Source organism: Dyadobacter sp., assembly GCF_039919315.1.
Taxonomy (GTDB): domain Bacteria; phylum Bacteroidota; class Bacteroidia; order Cytophagales; family Spirosomataceae; genus Dyadobacter.
Genome location: NZ_JBDSFX010000092.1, coordinates 31,015 through 50,809, shown reverse-complemented (window position 1 = coordinate 50,809; position 19,795 = coordinate 31,015). Strand labels below are relative to the sequence as shown.

The window sequence follows — 19,795 nt, the reverse complement described above, 5'->3', positions numbered from 1 at the left end:
CCGGGAGGGGCATCCCATCACCCCAAGATCCAGTACAACGCCATCGTCGTAGCGAAGCTCGCCAATCCCTGCAATCCCGTCAGGATCGTGTGGGTTTTATAAGTATCCTTCGCCGAAATCCCCGTAAACTGCGAAACTACCCAAAACCAAGCATCATTGGTATGGGAAACAATCATGGCCCCGCTTCCTACGGCCATCACGACCAATGTAATTTGAAGGGGCGTAACAAAGCCCAATGATGCTAGTAATGGCGCTAGTATACTGGTTGTCAGCACCATGGAGGAGGTTGTCGACCCCTGCGCAGTTTTGAAGAAAGCGGCTATCAGAAAGGCAATTAACAACAGGTACCCGCCCGACATTTCATTGTGGATTAACCATTCGCTCACCATTTCCTTTAAAGAAGTTTCTTTCAATATTGCCCCGAAAGCCCCTCCTGCACCCACCAAAACCAATGTCGTCCCGCAATGTTCGATACCGCTTTTGAAGCACGACATCATGCGTTCCGCAGCATATTCCGGAAACAGGGAATAACTGAAAAATATCGCCAGCAAAAACGAAACCAAAGGACTGCCCAAAAATCCCAGCCATTTGATCCATACCTCAGGAAAATTCAAAATTTTGGCAAATGACGCCAGCGTGATCAGCAAAATAGGCAGCACGATCGGCATGAATGCTTTCCAGGCAGGCGGTAATTGCTTTTCATGGAGCAGGACTGGCTCTTCTACCGCCGATGTCTCAGCCAGTTCTACTTTTCTAGCATACTTCCCGGCAAACCAGGTGGAAAGAAAAAGACTTGGAATGGAGACGATCAGACCTATCAGGATTACCAGGCCTACAGAGTCAGCTATGCCGAGATTACCCGCCGCAGATAATGGCCCGGGCGTAGGTGGAACCAATGTATGCGTAGCAAAAAGACCACCAGACAGTGATAATGCAATGGTACCCAGCGGCTGCTTTGTCCTTCTGGCAACGATCTGGTTCAGTTTATGCAAAATGATAAAACCTGAGTCGCAGAATACCGGTATACCCACAATTGCGCCGATTACCGACATGGCAAAAGCAGGTCTTTTTTCTCCAAATAGTTTTAGAATGACATCAGCGACCTTAATGGCAGCACTGGATTTATCCAGAACCGCTCCGATCACACATCCCAGGATGACCATTAGACCGATCTTGGACATTAGTTCTCCAAAACCTTTACCGATCGTTTCTGCCAGCTTGTCAATGGGCAGTCCGGCAAAAACACCCACTCCGATAGCGGCCAGCAGAAGGCCTACCAGCGGATGCATTTTTAAAACCGTCGAACTTAAAACAATGAATACAATGGCGGCAAGAACTATCAATATGATCATCGGAGGGTGACGGTTTACTTCAAAAGGCTTAGTACCGCTTCGTCTCCCATTACTGCATTGGCTGGTCTTGGATGCGCCGCATTGAAAACTTCAAGATCCTTGATTTCCAGCAGTTTGGAAGGAGTTTCATTAATATTACCCTGAGCGTCCGTTACAGCTTTGAGATCCAGTCCTAGATGCTTCGCCATGAATCCGTACATTGCCTTCCTTTTTGACGGGCCGTAATCGTGTTTTTCATCAGCCAGATGGACGGCTTCCAGCTGGTTCTTTTTACCATAAAGTCCGTAAATATTCTGAATGAAAGGATATTCAACTTCGGGTGTATTTTTGGTCCAATCGCCGCCGTCGGAGATCATGATCATCGGTCGTGGTGCAGCCAGTGCGGCTATTTCTACATTATTGGTCTGAAAATCGCCTTTTTTGTGAATCGGCAAACCGCTCTCGCAAACGCACCCGCCAAAGAAATGCGCCGAAACCATGACTACTGGCACCGACACTTTCACTCTATTGTCCAATGCTGCCAGCAGGAAAGTTTGAGTACCGCCGCCCGATTCGCCTGTTACCGCCACCCTCTCAGGATCAATGCCGGGAATGGATAAAAGGTAGTCCAATGAGCGAATGCTGTTAATGGTCTGCAATTTCAATGCTTTAGCCATTTTGTGCTCGCATTGCTTCGAATCACCTTGCCCAACCATGTCGTATACGAACACGACCGCGCCCATTCTGGCGAGTGTTGCGCAGCGTTTTTGCGTTTGTTCGCGGAACCTGCCATGTGGGTTTTCACCATGTCCGTGCGGACACAGAATACCAGAGTATGATTTCTGTTTTTTGATAGGTTTGTACAAATTCCCCGTCACATAAATGCCCGGCATGCTTTCAAAAGCCACATTTTCAATGGTATAACCGTCCATTTCCTTCTTACTGTGAACAATGGGTTTAGAAGTGGGTTTGGCAGGAAGAGTTGTCAGTCCCATTCCTTCGCGGATCTGCTTCCTGATTTTTTCGGCACGGGCTTCCCATTCCAGTTTGGTAGTTACTGCATGTTTTTCGAGGAATGCCTTGCCTTCCGGCTCCGTGAAATAAGCACCCTGGCAAAGCTCGGCGGTTTGCCCAAATCCTTTGTTTACCAAAAACAAAACACTCAACAGTAATATATAAATTGCCTTCATGCCAAACCGATCGGAGAAAGTGAAATGATTTATACCAAAGAAAAAAAGCGGCGCAGATTACTCTAATCGGGCTTCCGGTACCGCTACCCTAACATATCCTTTAATAATGTGCGTTTCGAGATGCTTTACCATTCCCTTATACTCTCCGTCAATCTGGAAATGTGCTTCTTTGTCGAGACATTCGATCGTCGCTTTTTTAACAGAAACTACCTGCATCACCTCTGGGTTGAAGTCTGTGTTGCCGGCCAGTATCTTGGCTGTTTCAATGAAATTGAGCTTTTTGGCAATAACCAGTTCAAAAAGACCGTCGGTCATATCGCCAATTGGGTTAATGCTCACGCCGGTGCCATATTTTTGTGCATTCGCAATTATGACGATGAGCGCTTCGGTTTCAATCACTTCCTGATCCGTGGTAATGCGCACCTGAAAATTCTCATGTTCGCTCAATGTCCTTAACATTTCCCGGGCATAACCCATTTTGCCGCGGGTTTCACTGTCCTCATAATTTTTCACCAGTAATGCATTCAAGCCAATATCGCTGAGATGCAGACTAATCTCTCCGTTGATGCTCACGGCATCGATACAAAGAAATTTTTCCCCAAAAGCAACTTCAATCGCCTGATCAATGGAACCGGAAAGGCCAAAATCCGCCGAAAGACCATTGGCCGAACCAGCCGGAATAATGCCTAGAATGATGTCAGAACTGCGAATCGTTTCCGCAACCAGGGAAATGGTACCATCGCCACCCGCCACCAGCACGCGCTCTGGTTTGATATTAGTAACCATTTCCTGAATGGTTTCCAGATCGTGGTCGCCGGTAGTGGAATAAATGCGAAGGTCACATCCTTCCTCCTTAGCTTTCTCTATTACCCGCTCAAAAATCACATCCTTGTCTACGTCCCCTGATATCGGGTTGACAACCAACAAAACCTTTCGTTCTGATAACATATTATTTAAATTAGGGACTTCTAGTCTAAGTGGATAAAGGTAGTTATGAAACGTTGTGTCTTAAAATTGTACCGCGGTTATGCCAATAAAAACGAATTAGTCGTATTTGGCCATATTGTAAAAAAATATCCTTCCGGAGACCATAAATATACCCGCAATGGGTTCCGCTACGCCAAAACCATCATCCAGCTTTTCTCTCTCAAAACTATTCCGTTTCTGAAAGTGACATTGAAAGTGGGGAATCTCGTGGCTGAAACTACGGCGGAGAATGACGGTTATTTCCGTTTTCAGATCCCCTTTCATGAAAGCATGCCAAGTGGATGGCATACCTATGAAGTCACGGTGGATGATGAAATTGATGGCAAAAAGTACCATGCTACCGCCAAAGAAGAGTTTTTCCTACCCTACCAAAGTTCGTACGGTATCATTTCGGACATTGATGATACATTTCTGATTTCCCACAGCAGGCGTTCGTTCCGGAAGCTTTTCGTTTTACTATCAAAAAATGTACAGGCACGAAAACCGTTCGACGATGTGGTGAAACATTATCAGCTGTTATCATTCGCGAGCCGGACGCACCCTCAAAAGGACAGTAATATATTTTTCTATGTTTCTAGTAGTGAGTGGAATTTGTATGATATGATCGTGCGTTTCGCGGAACTGAATGGGCTACCCAAAGCGGTTCTGAAATTGAAGAAGATCAAATCCGGACTGGACGATTTTGTCATGACAGGCGGCGGCTCACATTCACACAAGCTTCGAAAAATCCACAATATCATTAATTTTTATCCTGAACTGCAGTTTATCCTGCTGGGCGATGATTCTCAGAAAGATCCGGAAATTTATGAGGAAGTGTGCAGGACATTCCCCAATAACATTGGCGCGGTGTATATCCGCCAAACCCGAAAAAGAAGCAAACCTTTCACTACCTTGCTGATGAAAAATATCCAGGACCTGGGTATCGAAACCTGCTACTTTGCTCACAGTAACAAGGCCATTGTTCATTCGCTGGACAAAGGAATAGTGTTTCAGGCGGACTTGGAGCCGCTGACACCCCTGGTACCCAAAGATGTTTCCTGATCTATGAAAAAAATCCTGATTGTTGAAGATGACCGCCGCATTGCCCAGAATATCTTTCGCGGATTGGCTGCTGAAAATTTTGAAGCAGAAATTGCCTACGATGGCATTACCGGAAAACAGCTGGCGCTGGACAAAAAATTTGACCTGATGCTGCTTGATGTGAACCTCCCAGGTATGAAAGGGCATGATGTGTGCCAGCAGGTACGCGTATACAAACCTTCATTACCCATTATCATGCTCACGGCTTACGGCGAAATTGAAGACAAGATCGAAGGACTGAGCCGCGGAGCAGATGATTACATTGTGAAACCATTCGATTTCCGTGAATTGCTGGCGCGCATTAATGCCGCATTGCGCGTTGCTGAACTACTTAACCCGGAATCTGAGGACAAAGTACTGAGGATAGCTGACCTTGAAATGAACATGGGTACCAAGCAGGTAAAGCGTGGCGGGAATGCGATAGACCTTACAGCCAAAGAATTTGCGCTGCTCGAATACTTCCTGCTCCATCGTGGAAGGGTCGTTTCAAAAATGGACCTTGCCGAGCACGTATGGCACCTGAATTTCGATCCCGGAACCAATGTCGTAGAGGTGTATATCAATTATTTACGCAAAAAAGTAGATCGAGATTACACTACCAAACTGATCCATACCCGGCCGGGAATGGGTTACATTATGAAAGAAGAATAGCCCGACAATGAAAATAAAAGACCGTATCGCTTTTCAGTTTACGCTACTTGTGGCGGCGATATTGCTGTTGTTTTCTATCGCGATTTACAGTGTGTCGGAACATTACCGGCAAGAAGAATTTTACGACCGTTTGAAAAGTCGTGCCCGCACTACCTGCCGTCTTTTGGTAAAGGTAAAAGGCATTGATAAAGACCTGCTCAAAACCATCGATCAGAACACATTGTCGGAAATGCTGGATGAAAAAGTCCTGATCTTTGACAAAAACAATGAATTGATCTATTCCAGCGTGGACGATAAGTTGCTGACCTACCATGCTTCATTGCTCAATGAAGTGCGGCAAAAAGAGTATATGGAATTCCACCAGGCCGAAAATGAGGTCATCGGGCTGATGTATACCGAGGGAGACGAGCCGCTGGTGGTACTGGCTTCGGCCTATGATACATTTGGACATAGCAAGCTGGATAATCTCAGAAGTACATTGGGCTGGGGATTGCTGGCGGGTATAGCGGTTACCGTCGGGTTGGGCATTTACTTTGCAGGCAACGCATTGCGGCCCATCAGTCGGATCAATGAGCAGGTTTCACTGATCACTGCGCAGAATCTCTCGCTTAAACTGGATGAAGGGAATCGAAAGGACGAAATCGCCCAGTTGGCCATAAACTTCAACACAGTACTGTACCGGCTCAATAAGGCATTTGAACAGCAAAAAAGCTTTGTTTCCCATGCATCCCACGAACTGCGTACACCACTCGCGGCATTAAAATCCGAAATACAGCTCGGGCAGCGGTTCAATAAAAACAATCCTGAGATCGAGGAAGTATTTTCCAATCTGTTTTCGGATACCGAAAGGCTGATTAGCATTACCAATAACCTGCTTTTTCTGGCCCGGTCTTACGAGAACATGGGCAGCATGAAAATGTCGCCCATCCATATCGAAGACCTTGCATTTTTAGCCAAAGAAGAGCTCCTATCCGCCCATCCCGGCTACAAGGTGGTTATTGATTACGAGACCATTCCTGAAAATGAGAACCAGACCGTCATTAAAGGAAATGAAGAACTACTGAAAAGGGTTTTCTCTAATCTGCTGGATAATGCCTGCAAATATTCTCCCGACCATCAGGCACAGATCCTGATCTCTTCCGACGATAAATCCTGTACCGTGAAAGTAAGGGATCAGGGAATCGGGATCAGTGAGGAGGATCTGCCTCATATCTTCAATCCTTTTTTCAGATCTTCCAATGCGTCCGAACTTCCCGGCTTCGGGATCGGCCTGTCCATTTGCCAGCGAATCGTGGAGTTACACCATGGTACCATTTCCGTCACTAGCGAAATTGCGCGTGGAAGTGAATTTAAGGTTCAGCTAAATCACGTCTGAGAGCTCCTATTGGCACCTTTCGGCATTCTAATTTTTTTCTAAGGTTATTTTAAGCCTGTTGTAATACCAGTGTCGGAATATCGCATCATTCTAAAACAGAAATTATGCGAACCTACATCATCGGGCTTTTGATTTGTTTGTCAACCGGACTACACGCACAGGATTCTCTCAAATTATCTATCCGGCAGGCAGACAGCCTTTTTCTCCAAAATAACCTGGAAATTCTTGCAGAAAAATACCAGATCGACATTGCCAAATCGATTGAAATCCAGGACAAATTATGGAACAATCCTACATTCGGCGTTGAGATCAGCGCCTATAACACTTCACGGGGCGCATTGGATGTGGGCCGTAACGGTCAGAAAGCTTTCAACATTCAACAGCTGATCACGCGTGCCGGTAAACGCAACAAGCAAGTGGCGCTCGATGTGGAATCGACCCGCAAAAGCGAGTACCAGTTTTACGACCTGATCCGAACATTGAAATTCGAGCTGCGCCAGATCTTTTTCGAATCCTACTATCTCGAACAGACCATTGCCCTTTACGATACTCAGATCGGCACGCTCCATACGACGGTTAGCGCATTTGAAAAAGAATATAACCGCAAAAATATCTCCCTTAAAGAAGTCGTACGCCTCAAAGCCCTCCTCTTTCAACTGACCAATGACCGCGCCGACATTCTTTTTGAATTGCAGGAAAACCAGCGCGACCTCCGCACATTATTGAATACCGAGCGGCCCGTGAGATCTGTGGTAGATAGTTCCGACATTCAGCGGTACCAGCTCAGCAAATACACTCCCATTGCATTGAAAGAAAAAGCATTGCAAAGCCGTTCTGATCTAAAAATAGCGCAATCGTCGACCAAGCAGGCTGAGCTGAATTACACTTTACAGAAAGCGCTGGCCGTTCCCGACATTCAGGTAGGCGCTGTGTATGACCAGGCGAGCAATTACGTCAATAACTATTTCGGATTGAATGCCTCGATCTCGCTGCCTTTTTTTAACCGGAATCAGGGAAATATCAAAGCTGCTAAAACCAATATCAGTTACTTCAAGACCGCTGAGAATGCCAAACAAAACAGTGTCAACAATGAGGTAGACGCGGCAGTGCAGAAAGTTGGCATTGCGGAAAAGGCTTATCAGAGCGTTGAAAGCCAATTCACCGATCAGTTTCAGCTGCTAAGTAATGGCATCTACGACAATTTCCAGAAACGTAACATTACCCTCCTCGAATTCATTGATTTTATTGAAACCTACAATGAGAGCATCAAAGAGTACAATCGATTGCAGGCCGACCGCATTAAAGTTTACGAAGAGCTCAATTTCGTCGTCGGCGAAGAGCTGTTCAACTGACCCAGATAACTGATCCCAACTTCTTACATCACGGCTTTTGCCACAAAAATTTCCCAATGAAAAATTCCATTTATGTTGTCATGATCGCCACTATCGGTATTTGGCTGACATCCTGCGATAAAAAGAAAGTAGACAATGACGAGTCCAAGGCATTCATGCTGTCGGACACGATGATGAGCCGCATTAAACTGGATACCGTACGCACCGAGCCGGTCCGCAACGAGCTCACATTGGTAGGAAAAGTAGTACCGGACGAAAATCAGGTCATTAAGGTATACCCGCTGGTGGGTGGTAATGTGGAAGAAGTGGATGTAGAATTGGGGGACAATGTGCGCAAAGGTCAGAAACTGGCAACGATACGTTCCGGCGAAGTAGCTGATTTTGAACGACAAATGATCCAGGCGCAGTCGGATCTGCTGATCGCACAAAAAAATCTGTCTTCAACCGAAGACCTTTTCGAAAGTAAGCTGGTACCCGAGCGCGACGTCATTACGAACCGCCAAATGGTGGACAAAGCGCAGGCGGAACTAAGCCGTGTGAAGGAGATATTTTCTATCTACGGTTTGGGTAAATCGACCAACTACACAGTCAAATCGCCGATCAATGGATTCATCATTGATAAAAACGTGAATCGCGGTATGCAGCTCCGTTCGGATAATTCTGAAAGTCTGTTTACGGTCGGACAAATTGCGGATGTATGGGTGATGGCGAATGTGAATGAGAGCGATATCCCTCGCATTCAGCTCGGTATGCCTGCGGAGGTGCGCACGATCAGCTTCTCGGACGAGGTTTTCAAAGGCAAAGTCGATAAAATCTACAATGTCCTCGACCCGGACACCAAAGCGATGAAAATCCGTATTCAGTTACAAAATGTAGGTTTTAAACTCAAACCTGAAATGCACGCTACGGTCAGTCTGAATTTCGAAGAAGGCAACCAAATGCAAGCCATTCCGTCCCAGGCGATCATTTTTGACCGAAGCAAAAACTGGGTAATGGTATACCACAGCCGCACCAAGATCGAAACCCGACCCGTAGATGTGTACCGCTCCCTGGCCAACCGTACTTACATCAAAGGCGGCCTGCAACCCGGCGAGACCATCATTTCCAAAAACCAGCTGCTCGTTTACGACGCGCTGAATGACTAGTTGAATTTTGCCCGGGTCGCCCGTGCGATGAGTGAATATTCACTCATTCAGTCATTCACTAATTCATTCATTCAATAATTAAATACATGAATAAATTCATCAGGGGAATTGTAGGCTTTTCTTTGAAAAACCGGTTCTTCATATTCTTCATGACCGGTCTGCTGATTGTCGCAGGCGTTGTCAGCTACCAAAACACGCCACTGGAAGCTTTTCCGGACGTTACTAACACACAAATTATCATTGTTACCCAATGGAACGGCCGTAGTGCGGAAGAGATCGAGCGGTTTGTGACGGTCCCCATTGAGGTAGCAATGAATTCCGTGCAGCAGAAGTCCAATGTTCGCAGCACGACCATGTTTGGGCTGAGCATCATCAAGATCATTTTTGACGATGGCGTCGAGGATTTTTTTGCCCGGCAGCAGGTCAATAATCAGCTCCGGAATATATCCCTCCCGGAAGGTGTAGACCCTGACGTTCAGCCTCCCTATGGCCCTACCGGCGAGATTTTCCGCTTTACGTTAAAAAGCAAAGATCGCGACAGCCGCGAGTTATTGACATTGCACAACTGGGTGATCGACAGGCAGCTGAGAAGCATTCCGGGTGTGGCTGACGTGGTGGCATTTGGTGGCCGTGAGAAAATCTATGAGGTGCAGGTGAATCCTACCAAGCTGGTCAAATACAACATTACGCCGCTGGAAGTGTACCAGGCTGTAACCAAAAGCAATGTCAATGTCGGTGGCGACGTGATCGAAAAAAACGGGCAGGCTTATGTGGTGCGGGGAATTGGTTTGCTGAACTCTATCCCTGATATTGAGAACATTATCGTGGAGTTCGTGAAGGATAACCCCGTGCTGGTGAAGGACGTGGCCGATGTGAAAGAGTCGGATATGCCGCGGGTGGGCCAGGTAGGATTGGACGGGAATGACGATGTGGTAGAGGGGATCGTGGTGCAGCGCAAAGGCGAGAACCCGAGTGAGGTACTCGCACGTATAAAGGATAAGGTGGAGGAATTGAACACCAAAATACTGCCTCCTGATGTCAAAATGGTCACGTTTTATGATCGTGATAACCTCATTGAATTTTGTGCGCATACTGTCAAACACAACCTCATTGAAGGTATTGTGCTGGTAACAGTGATCGTGTTTGTGTTCATGGCCGACTGGCGCACGACCGTCATTGTGTCCATTATCATTCCGCTGGCGCTGCTGTTTGCATTTATGTGTTTGAAATTAATGGGCATGTCTGCGAACCTACTGTCCATGGGCGCCATCGATTTCGGGATCATTATTGACGGGGCCGTGGTGATGGTGGAAGGGATTTTCGTGACGCTGGACCATCTGGCGCATCGGAATGGCATGGACCGCTATAACAAGCTGTCAAAGCTCGGTTTGATCAAAAAAACGGGTGGAGAGCTTGGTAAAGCGATTTTCTTCTCCAAACTGATCATTATCACTGCATTGATCCCGATTTTCAGTTTTCAGAAAGTGGAGGGAAAAATGTTCACGCCGCTTGCCTACACATTAGGCTTCGCACTATTGGGCGCGCTACTGTATACGCTTACGCTGGTACCGGTGCTCTGCTCTATTTTGCTGAATAAAAATGTACGAGAAAAGAGCAATCCGATCGTTCGCTTCTTTGATAATATGGTGAGCAAAGGTTTTGAATGGTGCTACACCCGGAAAAAGACCAGTGTCATTTTCGCCACTGCATTTCTGGGTATCAGTCTATTTTCCGCCAAATTCCTTGGTACCGAATTCCTTCCCACATTAAATGAAGGCGCATTGTGGGTAGAAGCGAAAATGCCGATGAGCAGCTCTCTGAACGAAACGATCAAAATGGTGACGATCCTGCGCGCGAAACTGAATGAGTTCCCTGAGGTGAATGGCGTTCTTTCTCAAACCGGCCGCTCCAATGATGGTACCGATCCTTCTGGTTTTTACTATGTTCAAATGCAGGTCAACCTGAAACCAAAAGATGAATGGAAACGGAAAATCAGTCAGGATGATCTGATTGAGGAAATGGATAAGAAACTGAAACAATTCCAGGGTATCAATTACAATTATTCGCAACCCATTATCGACAATGTTGCGGAAGCAGTTGCGGGAATGAATGCCAGTAACGCGGTCAAAATCTACGGTGACGACCTGGAAACATTGAATGATAAGGCCAACCAGGTTTTGGAAGCCATCAAAGATGTTCCGGGGATCAAGGATGTGGGGATTCTGAGAAATATAGGGCAGCCGGAGGTGAGCGTTATATTGCATGACCACAAAATGGCACAATATGGTGTCAGTACTGCAGATGCACAGGCTGTGATTGAAATGGCTATTGGTGGAAAAACAGCTTCGATTCTCTACGAAGGAGAACGCAAATTTGACATCAGGCTGCGTTACGAGCAACAATATCGCAAAACCGTCGATGATATTCAACAGCTGATGGTCCCCACACTAACAGGAGGGAAAATTCCATTGAAAGAAATTTCAACTATTAAAACCGTGACCGGACCTGCATTTGTGTATCGTGATAATAACAAACGCTTTATCGGGGTTAAATTCTCAGTTCGGGAAAGGGATTTGGGTAGTACCATCGCCGATGCACAGAACCGTGTGAAGCCATTGTTAAAAACATTGCCAAAAGGTTATTCCGTGAACTGGTCGGGTGAATTTGAAAACCAGGTCCGCGCTACTGCCAGGTTGGGACAGGTTGTTCCGATCAGTTTGATAGGAATCTTTATCCTGCTGTTTATTATGTTTAGCAATGCCAAAGATGCCGGTCTGGTGCTCGTTAATGTTCCTTTTGCCATGATAGGCGGGATATTGGCCCTGCATGTGACCCACATGAACTTCGGGATCTCGGCTGGTGTCGGTTTTATCGCATTGTTTGGTCTATGCGTGCAGAATGGCGTGATCCTGATTTCGGTCTTCAATAAAAATCTGTCTGCACGAATGTCACTCGATGACGCGATTCGGGAAGGCGTGAAGTCCAGGATCAGGCCGGTGATCATGACAGCGCTCATGGCCGCTATCGGTTTGCTTCCCGCTGCTACATCCACTGGTATTGGTTCGGAAACCCAAAAACCGCTGGCGATCGTAGTGATTGGAGGACTGATAACAGCCACCGTACTCACACTACTGATCTTTCCAATCATCTACGGCTTCTTCAACCGCAAAATCAAAACCTCAAAATACGCGTAGTAGCCAAATCCAAGGCTGAAGCCTTGGATACCACACCGAACAGGGAGCGGCTTTAGCCAAAAAGCCTACCTCAGCGCTCTGGATCCCACCCGCCAACGAACCAGAGGACTTTGGCTAAAGCCGTACTACCATCAGGTGTCGTGACCCAAGGCTGAAGCCATGTCTAGGGCTTGGCTTCTTTCTGTGCTATGCCTTTGTTTTTGAGACCAGAGGTCTCAGATCTTACCTCCTACATGGCTCAGCGTAGAAAAGTCATAGCCAATGTGAAACACGTAGCGCAGTGAAATGCCAAAGTTCCAGCCTGACCCATCCCCCTCAATTTTGGCCTCCTGCATGTCTTTTTTGTTGACCGTATAAACAAGGTCCGTAGTGATGGAATTACCAAATCCCCACTGCTTTCGGGCAAACAAACTTAAATCGATCGACTTCGCCACCTTGATCACATATTCCGCAGAGGCCTCTGCAAGGCCGGTCATGGATGTGTTAATGCGAGTATCGCTAGACAAAAACAATGTATCTATTCCTTGCCTTCTACCCTTTTCCCTGTATCCATTGAACTCCATATAATCCTTTTGTCTTCCGGAATTCGGCACAACTCCCGCCCCTGCGCTTATCCAGAATGCAGAACGCCTGACTGTCGCTTTACCGAACAGCAAACGCATTTTACCTCTGACGATCAGACTATTCTTTTCATTGTCCATCTGATACCTCAGCGGATTGTCGCCGTTGATAAGCAGTACATTATGAATGCCCGAATGTGCGTATTCCGCTTCCACCGACCATTGCTCCCGGAATACCCCTCCTACCACGACGCTCCAGGCCGAAACCGTCGGAGATTCAGTAGCGATCAATCCATCGAAGTCATTGTTTAATGTGTTTTTGTCAGACCTTACAAATCCGTCGACACCGACGTACCAGCGATTCAGTGTCTGGATATCTCCGAATTTTTTGAGCAGCGATTCGGTGGTGTAGGGTTTTGCGCCGAGTGGGCGCGTGTAGATTTTTCTGTAATAATCACCCTGTTCCTGCGCAGAAGCGTAAAAGCTGGTAACCATTAAAATGAAGAAGGTAAAAAGTGGTCTCATAACATACGGTCCGGCGTTTTTTTAAGATTACGCATTCGTATGCCTGATCGTTGCAGATTATTTACTACTCTGAAAACTGATTGTAAAGGTAGTCCCGATTCCCAGCTCCGACTGAACTTCTATTCGCCCGTGATGCGCGTGGATAATGCTCATCGTGGTGGATAAACCGATGCCCATTCCGTTATTTTTTCCGGTAAAATAAGGTTCGAAAATCTTATCCATATCGTCCTCGCTGATACCAGAACCATTATCTGTAAAAAGAACCTGAATCATCTCGCCCTGGGTTTTGGTAGTGATGAGCAGAATTCCACGATCCTCTTCCATGGCTTCAATCGCATTGGTGATCAGATTGAGGAAGGCCATTTCCAGGGATACCGGGTCGAGGGGTAGGTTCAGCTCTTCCTCTGCGAACTGTTTGCCGATCTGGATCCTTTTTAGCTGAACGCGATCTAACGCTGCTGCAATGGCCTGATCCAGTACGGAATGTACCGAGTTATTCACCAATTCAATGTCTTCTGAACCCGATGGTTGCAGCAACTGCGAAATCAGGTCATTGATCCGGGTACAATTTCGCTTGATGATCTGCGTGTAGAATTTCTGGTCCTCGTCGGTCAGTTCCATTTCCAGCTGTTCTGCGGAAAGGTTCACATTCGTAAGCGGGTTCCTTACCTCATGGGCAAGCATACGCACCAAACGACCGGTAACAGCCATTTTTTCAGAAAACAATCTTTCTTTTTCTGATTGTTTCCGGGCTGTCATGTCATGTATCCTGCCCTGTATGTACGGATGGTCTCCGTCTATCTCGACCGAGGCCGAAAACAGACAGTATTTTTTATCGCCGTCCTTTGTCAATAGCCGGATCTCGTAATCGTGAATGGTATGCTCGCTGATATGATTCCAAAGCATTTCAAATTGTGGATCCTCGATCAGATCAACGATATTTCTTAATTTAAGATCGTCTTCGGGATAGCCCGTCATCACACCAGCCGAAGCATTGAGGTCAATGATGTTTCCGGATAGGTCACTGATAAAAAGGAAGTCGTTCGATTCTTCAAAAATCCGGCGGTACCTGCGCTCGCTGTGCTTCAAAGCCTTCATGACCGAAGTACGCTCCAACGCATATCTGATGCTTCTTTCCAGTTTTTCGGCATCCAGTTCGCTTTTGATAAGATAGTCAGCAGCTCCGACCCTAAGCGCCTCAACAGCGATTTTGGTATCTCCCTTGCCTGTCAAAAGTATAATGGGCTCTTCACACTCAAACTGGCAGGCAAGTTCAATGAGATCAATACCTGTACTTTCACCCAACAAATAGTCGAACAGGTATAGGTCAAATTTTTCATTCCTGATGCGTTTCTCCGCATCTCTGAATGTCGAACACCAGGTAATGTCAAATTTCCAGTTGATCAGGTCCTGAAAATATTCCCGTGTCAAAAAATAATCATCCTCGTCGTCATCAACGAGCAGAACCTTAATCATTTTATTGTTCATTCCATTGCTTGTGTCACCTACCTTCCCTACTAAATATCAAACTGCTTCATTTTGTTGTACAGTGTTTTTCGGTCGATGTTCAGCAACCGGGCTGCTTTACTTTTGTTGAAATTCACGTCCCGCAACACCTGCATGATCATATCATACTCGGCCTCATTGGCCACTGTTTTCAAGCTCGGCTTGGAATCGTCCCCATCTTGTGATTCAGCGGTACCGTTTATAGTGGCAGCCAGCACATTGGGCTCTTCGTCAAGGTCCTTTAATTTTCTGTAATTGACGATCTCAAAAGGCAATGATTTTTCTTCGATTAAATCTCCGTCGGACAATAGTGTCGCGCGTTTGATCACATTTTTCAGTTCGCGAAGGTTACCCGGCCAGGAGTAATTGATGAAATCGCTCTTCACTTCTTCCGAAAAGCCACTTACATTCTTACCCAGCTCTGCATTGGTCTTTTCCAGAAAAGAATTGGCAAAAAGCATCATATCATCCCTGCGGTTCCTTAATGCAGGTACCTCAATCGTAAATTCATTGAAACGATAATACAGGTCCTCACGGAACTTACCATTTTTGGCCGACTCCAGCAGGCGCTCATTACTGGCCACGAGTATGCGCACATCGAGGTCAATTTCCTTGGAACCACCGATCCGGCGCATCTTACGCTCCTGAACTACACGCAAAAGCGCAACCTGAATTTCATAAGACAAATTAGAGACTTCGTCCAGGAACAAAGTGCCTCCGTTTGCCATTTCAAAATGACCGATCTTGGTTTGCAATGCACCTGTAAATGATCCTTTTTCATGCCCAAACAGTTCGCTACCAGCCAATTCTTTGGATATAGCACCGCAATCCATCGCTACAAAAGGCATATCCTTCCTTTTGGATCTGTTATGTATTTCCTGCGCGATCGCTTCCTTACCAGATCCGCTTTCTCCGTAAATGATCACACTGAAATTGGTAGGGGCAACGAGATCCACCTGTCTGAAAAGATTATCAGAGACCTCGCTTTGGCCCATTACATAACCTGCTTTGGTTCTGGAATGTGGTCTCCTCACAGGCTTGCCGGTTTCCGTCGCTTCGCCGGCAGCTGGCGCGACATATTCATTGTCCTCATTTTTGGAAGACTCTGCATCGGCAATGGCTTTTTTGACCGTTACCAGAATTTCATCAGGAAAAAGAGGTTTGGTAATGTAATCGTATGCACCGAGTTTCATCACACTCACTGCAACTTTGATATCAGAATAGCCCGTAATGATCAAAACAGGAACATTGGGACGCTTGGCCTTGATGGCTGTCAACAACTCGGTGCCCGTAATGTCACCTAAACGGAAGTCCGTCATTACCAGATCCGGGGAAACAGAATCGATCAATGCCAGACCGTCTTTGCCGTTTTGAGCTGTCTCAACTATAAAATCATTTTTGGATAAAAATCTCTTCAACAAGAAGCAAATATCTGCCTCGTCATCAACAACCACAATTTTTTTCATGCCGGGTTTTTAAGGCTTAACTTAGTTTGTTTTAAATAGTAACACGCAATCTGGCTGTCGGAATGTTTAGCTGCTCGCGGTATTTGGCTACCGTTCGTCTTGCTACCGAATATCCTCTTTCCGAAAGCATATCTGTAATCTGCTGATCGTTATAGGGGTGCCTTTTTTCTTCTTCGCTGACAATTTCCCTGATCGCCTCCTGAATTTCCCTGTTAGATACTTCAGTACCATCTTCATTCGTAACCCCCTCAGTAAAAAGGTCTTTCAGTAACACAATGCCAAATGGTGTCTGTACATATTTGTTGGTAGTAACGCGGGAAACAGTCGAAATGTCCATATCAATAATTTCAGCCACATCTTTCAGGATCATCGGGCGGAGCTTCTTGATATCGCCGGATTGAAAATAATCGTACTGCAATTTCACAATGGCTTTTAACGTGCTCAGCATTGTATTTTCCCTTTGCTTGATCGCATCAATAAACCATTTCGCTGAGTTCATTTTATTTTTCAGGAACTGGTTGGTCGCCTTGTCATTTTTTTGCTCAGCCATTTTGGTGAACAGCTTGTTCAGTTTCAAGGCCGGGCTGTTACCCCAGGTAAGCTGTACTTCTATCTCACCGTCCTCTGTATACCTCAAACTAAAATCCGGCTTGATGCTTTCATTGACCAGCGAGTCATTCCGCAAACCGGAGGCCGGCTTCGGATTGAGTGTCGTGATCATCTGGATAGCTTTTTTCAGCGACTCCTCGTCCAGGCCTGTAATGCGCATGATCTTGTCGTAGTTCCTAGAACCCAGCTCATCAAACGCGTCTGACACGATCTTGCAAGACCATCTCCACACATCAGTATGATTTTCCATCCTTGCAAGCTGGATTAACAAGCATTCCCTGAGGTCGTTGGCTGCGATACCCGGAGGATCCAGCTGCTGTATCACTTTCAGCATCTGGTTCACTTCTTCCGTATCGATAAACATGCTGTTAGCGAACGAAATATCATCTGCGATTACGTCACTTTCTCTTCTCAAAAAGCCATCCTCGTCCAGCGAGTCAAGAATAAAATCGGCAACAAGTTGTTGTCTCTCATCCAGGCGTAGAAAATGTACCTGCTGTTTCAGATCGTCCCGGAAAGAAATAGATTCCACCATCGGACGGGTATATAACTCATTGTCCGCAGACTGGTTATTCGCATACGTCTTGTAATCGGGTATATCATCGTCCCGAAATTCGTCCCAATCGTAATAGTCCTGAACAGAAGTATCTTCGCCGGCACCCGCAGCATCTGCCGGGTCCTGAAATTCGTCAGCCGTATCTTCGGATGCATTCTCTTCCTTACCCTCTTCTAATATCGGGTTTTCTTCCAGCTCCTCTTTTATTCTTTGCTCCAACTCCATTGTTGTCAAATGCAGTAAATTCAGCATCTGAATTTGCAACGGAGAATATTTCAGTGTCTGTCTTTGCGTCTGCGTCTGTCTTTGCATATAGCAACTAAGGGTAAGATTATAATTCTGTGATGCTTTAAATTTACGACTCTTTATCTAATGTATCTTCACGTTTCAAGGCGTTTGGCAAGATTGCGTAGTTATTTCCACAGACTGAGTATATTAATTCAGTATGTAGCACCAATCCACACTCACAATCCTCAACCGGCCTTTTCCCCGATACCTTGAAAGCCCTGTCTCAATCTATAAAAATCAAATTATAAGGTCCGACAGGCTCTTTGCTGATCTTCTTTTTTTTCATGGCTGGCACTCTTTAAGAGGCCTGACAATCAACAGAATCAGTTTTGCTCACAACCTACAAAACAGTTTTGTCGATCATTTCTACCCTCCGGAGCCGAAGTAACGCACCCTCGACCGAAGCAATTTACCCGCCTTCTTGCAGAGAATAAGTCCGGAGATATTCGGGTTATTTAACAAAACCCTTGCCCACGGGGATTACGCAAATAAAAAACCCTTCGTTTCGGAAGGGTTTGTGTCATCAATAGTGTGTTTGTAAATAGGTTTATGCAATCCTGACCGGCTTTTCATCTGTCGCATTTTTAACCCAGCGCAGCCCTTTCAGCAAGAGCTCTCGGCCTTCCTCCACACCATGTTTCATCAGCACTCGCTCTACTACGAGTGGCGCTATAAAATTCAGCGGGACAGGTAGTCGTTTCAATGCAGTTCTCGCGAGTACCGCGCCTACCCCCAACTCCACTCCTTTTCCAGTTGCCCCCTGCGGACCGGCCGTCAGCAGATCCTTAATGTAACTGATCGTGCCGGTCACCTTGTCCGACTCTGTTATCTGACTGATCTGATTCTTTATTTCACTTTCCATAAGTTCCAAATATGAAGGTTCGACCGAAATACTCCTCCCGGCCGAACCTGTTCCTTAATATTTATTCCATTGTTCCTTTGCGGCATCAGTAAATTCCTCTGCTTTGTTAACAGCAGCATCCTTATACTCCGATCCCTCCTTTTCTAACTCATCGGCAGCATCAGACGCTTTCTCTTTGCTTCTCTCAAGAGCATCTATCAAATCACTAGCTAAACTGTTGGTTCTCTTCTTGATTTTCTTGCGTGTCTTACCGCCATCCTCCGGTGCGAAAAGCAACCCTATTACTGCACCAACCGCCGCAGCGGTTACAATACCCCAAAAAGCTTTATTACTTGACATAACTCAATTCCTGTTAATGTGAATAATTCTCTTGTTGAAGTTGGTACAGAAAAACCTGTACCAAATCGCGGACTAATGCCACAAAAAGCTTTACAAACTAACTATCAACTACTTACATCCAACAAGTAGATCATATCGAAACTAAAATCTGCTACCAAGATGTAAAATAATATTCCTAATAAGTGTAAATTAAGGACAGTGGTTCTACACTTATGGTCCAGGATGAACGAGAACTACCGTTTAAAAAGTAAAGCCCGGCTGCACTGATGATGGCAGGGTTATTGCTTTTGTCGTCCATATTGGCTTATAGTGTAAGATAGTATAATTTTTAAGTTCCAAACACATCTGGCTCGAATGACTGCAAATTCTATTCTGAACACATAACTATGAAAATTGTAATAATCGAAGATGAGCAGGAGTTGGGGGTATTGATGCGCAATTTTCTAGTCAGACAATTAAATATTAAATCTCCCGACACGGCTGTCAAACTGGCCGCCTCTATCACCGAAGGAGTGAAGTGCATTAAAGAGATAATGCCCGATTGGATCTTCATTGACAACAACTTACCCGATGGCAAGGGTATTGATGAAATACAGAATATTAAAAAGATGTATCAGGGAGGCAATACAAAGATTGTGATGATGAGCGCCATGACCAACCTCAAAGACGAAGCTTTCCGAAATGGCGCAGACTACTTTTTGGATAAGCCAATCAGCTTCGTCGAAGTACGCCACATCCTAACCAACCAGAAATAAGGCTAGGGTGTACGATCTTCCGAC

General features: G+C 45.8%; 16 protein-coding genes. 7 read left to right on the top strand and 9 right to left on the bottom strand.

Features of this window, described 5'->3' with window-relative positions; translation table 11 throughout:
* Nucleotides 1-17 precede the first annotated feature (17 nt).
* From ABIO93_RS27150 to ABIO93_RS27140, 3 genes are read right to left on the bottom strand one after another with little or no spacing between them, the layout of a single operon-like run.
* Nucleotides 18-1,352 (bottom strand): GntP family permease, encoded by a 1,335-nt coding sequence (locus ABIO93_RS27150; RefSeq protein WP_348073154.1) that lies wholly within the window; start codon nucleotides 1,350-1,352, stop codon nucleotides 18-20.
* Nucleotides 1,353-1,366: 14 nt separating this feature from the next.
* The gene (locus tag ABIO93_RS27145) at nucleotides 1,367-2,521 is read right to left on the bottom strand and encodes an acetylxylan esterase (RefSeq protein WP_348073153.1); all 1,155 of its coding nucleotides are present in this window, start codon (nucleotides 2,519-2,521) and stop codon (nucleotides 1,367-1,369) included.
* A 57-nt stretch (nucleotides 2,522-2,578) separates the two neighbouring features.
* Complete coding sequence (locus ABIO93_RS27140; RefSeq protein WP_348073152.1) at nucleotides 2,579-3,469, bottom strand: diacylglycerol kinase family protein; 891 nt, start codon at nucleotides 3,467-3,469, stop codon at nucleotides 2,579-2,581.
* Nucleotides 3,470-3,514: 45 nt separating this feature from the next.
* Between ABIO93_RS27140 and ABIO93_RS27135 the strand changes: the two genes are divergently transcribed.
* The 6 genes from ABIO93_RS27135 (at nucleotide 3,515) to ABIO93_RS27110 (ending at nucleotide 12,305) form a co-directional block, all read left to right on the top strand.
* Nucleotides 3,515-4,549: an App1 family protein gene (locus ABIO93_RS27135; protein WP_348073151.1), complete on the top strand. Its 1,035-nt coding sequence runs from the start codon at nucleotides 3,515-3,517 to the stop codon at nucleotides 4,547-4,549.
* A 3-nt stretch (nucleotides 4,550-4,552) separates the two neighbouring features.
* Complete coding sequence (locus tag ABIO93_RS27130; protein ID WP_348073150.1) at nucleotides 4,553-5,239, top strand: response regulator transcription factor; 687 nt, start codon at nucleotides 4,553-4,555, stop codon at nucleotides 5,237-5,239.
* 7 nt (nucleotides 5,240-5,246) lie between these two features.
* Complete coding sequence (locus ABIO93_RS27125) at nucleotides 5,247-6,614, top strand: ATP-binding protein (protein WP_348073149.1); 1,368 nt, start codon at nucleotides 5,247-5,249, stop codon at nucleotides 6,612-6,614.
* 104 nt (nucleotides 6,615-6,718) lie between these two features.
* A complete protein-coding gene (locus ABIO93_RS27120) occupies nucleotides 6,719-7,966 on the top strand; it encodes a TolC family protein (RefSeq protein WP_348073148.1) in 1,248 nt (415 codons plus the stop codon).
* A gap of 56 nt (nucleotides 7,967-8,022) precedes the next feature.
* Nucleotides 8,023-9,111, top strand: a complete 1,089-nt coding sequence (locus ABIO93_RS27115) for an efflux RND transporter periplasmic adaptor subunit (protein ID WP_348073147.1) — start codon at nucleotides 8,023-8,025, stop codon at nucleotides 9,109-9,111.
* An 86-nt stretch (nucleotides 9,112-9,197) separates the two neighbouring features.
* Nucleotides 9,198-12,305, top strand: coding sequence for a CusA/CzcA family heavy metal efflux RND transporter (locus ABIO93_RS27110; RefSeq protein WP_348073146.1), 3,108 nt, complete (start codon nucleotides 9,198-9,200; stop codon nucleotides 12,303-12,305).
* A 215-nt stretch (nucleotides 12,306-12,520) separates the two neighbouring features.
* Here the strand turns inward: ABIO93_RS27110 and ABIO93_RS27105 are convergent, their stop codons facing one another.
* The 6 genes from ABIO93_RS27105 to ABIO93_RS27080 all read right to left on the bottom strand — a co-directional run bounded on the left by ABIO93_RS27105 (nucleotide 12,521) and on the right by ABIO93_RS27080 (nucleotide 19,016).
* On the bottom strand, nucleotides 12,521-13,390 hold the full coding sequence (locus ABIO93_RS27105; RefSeq protein ID WP_348073145.1) for a hypothetical protein: 870 nt from the start codon (nucleotides 13,388-13,390) through the stop codon (nucleotides 12,521-12,523).
* Between the two features lie 57 nt (nucleotides 13,391-13,447).
* Complete coding sequence (locus ABIO93_RS27100; protein ID WP_348073144.1) at nucleotides 13,448-14,878, bottom strand: ATP-binding protein; 1,431 nt, start codon at nucleotides 14,876-14,878, stop codon at nucleotides 13,448-13,450.
* Between the two features lie 29 nt (nucleotides 14,879-14,907).
* The gene (locus tag ABIO93_RS27095) at nucleotides 14,908-16,362 is read right to left on the bottom strand and encodes a sigma-54 dependent transcriptional regulator (protein WP_348073143.1); all 1,455 of its coding nucleotides are present in this window, start codon (nucleotides 16,360-16,362) and stop codon (nucleotides 14,908-14,910) included.
* A gap of 31 nt (nucleotides 16,363-16,393) precedes the next feature.
* Entirely contained in the window at nucleotides 16,394-17,839 is a 1,446-nt protein-coding gene (gene rpoN, locus ABIO93_RS27090) for an RNA polymerase factor sigma-54 (protein WP_348073142.1), read from the bottom strand.
* 523 nt (nucleotides 17,840-18,362) lie between these two features.
* Nucleotides 18,363-18,677 carry a hypothetical protein gene (locus tag ABIO93_RS27085; RefSeq protein ID WP_348073141.1) on the bottom strand — a complete coding sequence of 105 codons (315 nt, stop codon included), beginning with the start codon at nucleotides 18,675-18,677 and terminating at the stop codon, nucleotides 18,363-18,365.
* Between the two features lie 54 nt (nucleotides 18,678-18,731).
* Nucleotides 18,732-19,016, bottom strand: coding sequence for a YtxH domain-containing protein (locus ABIO93_RS27080; RefSeq protein ID WP_348073140.1), 285 nt, complete (start codon nucleotides 19,014-19,016; stop codon nucleotides 18,732-18,734).
* A 386-nt stretch (nucleotides 19,017-19,402) separates the two neighbouring features.
* Here ABIO93_RS27080 and ABIO93_RS27075 point away from each other — a divergent pair, with 386 nt between their 5' ends.
* Entirely contained in the window at nucleotides 19,403-19,771 is a 369-nt protein-coding gene (locus ABIO93_RS27075) for a response regulator (RefSeq protein WP_348073139.1), read from the top strand.
* Nucleotides 19,772-19,795: the final 24 nt, after the last annotated feature.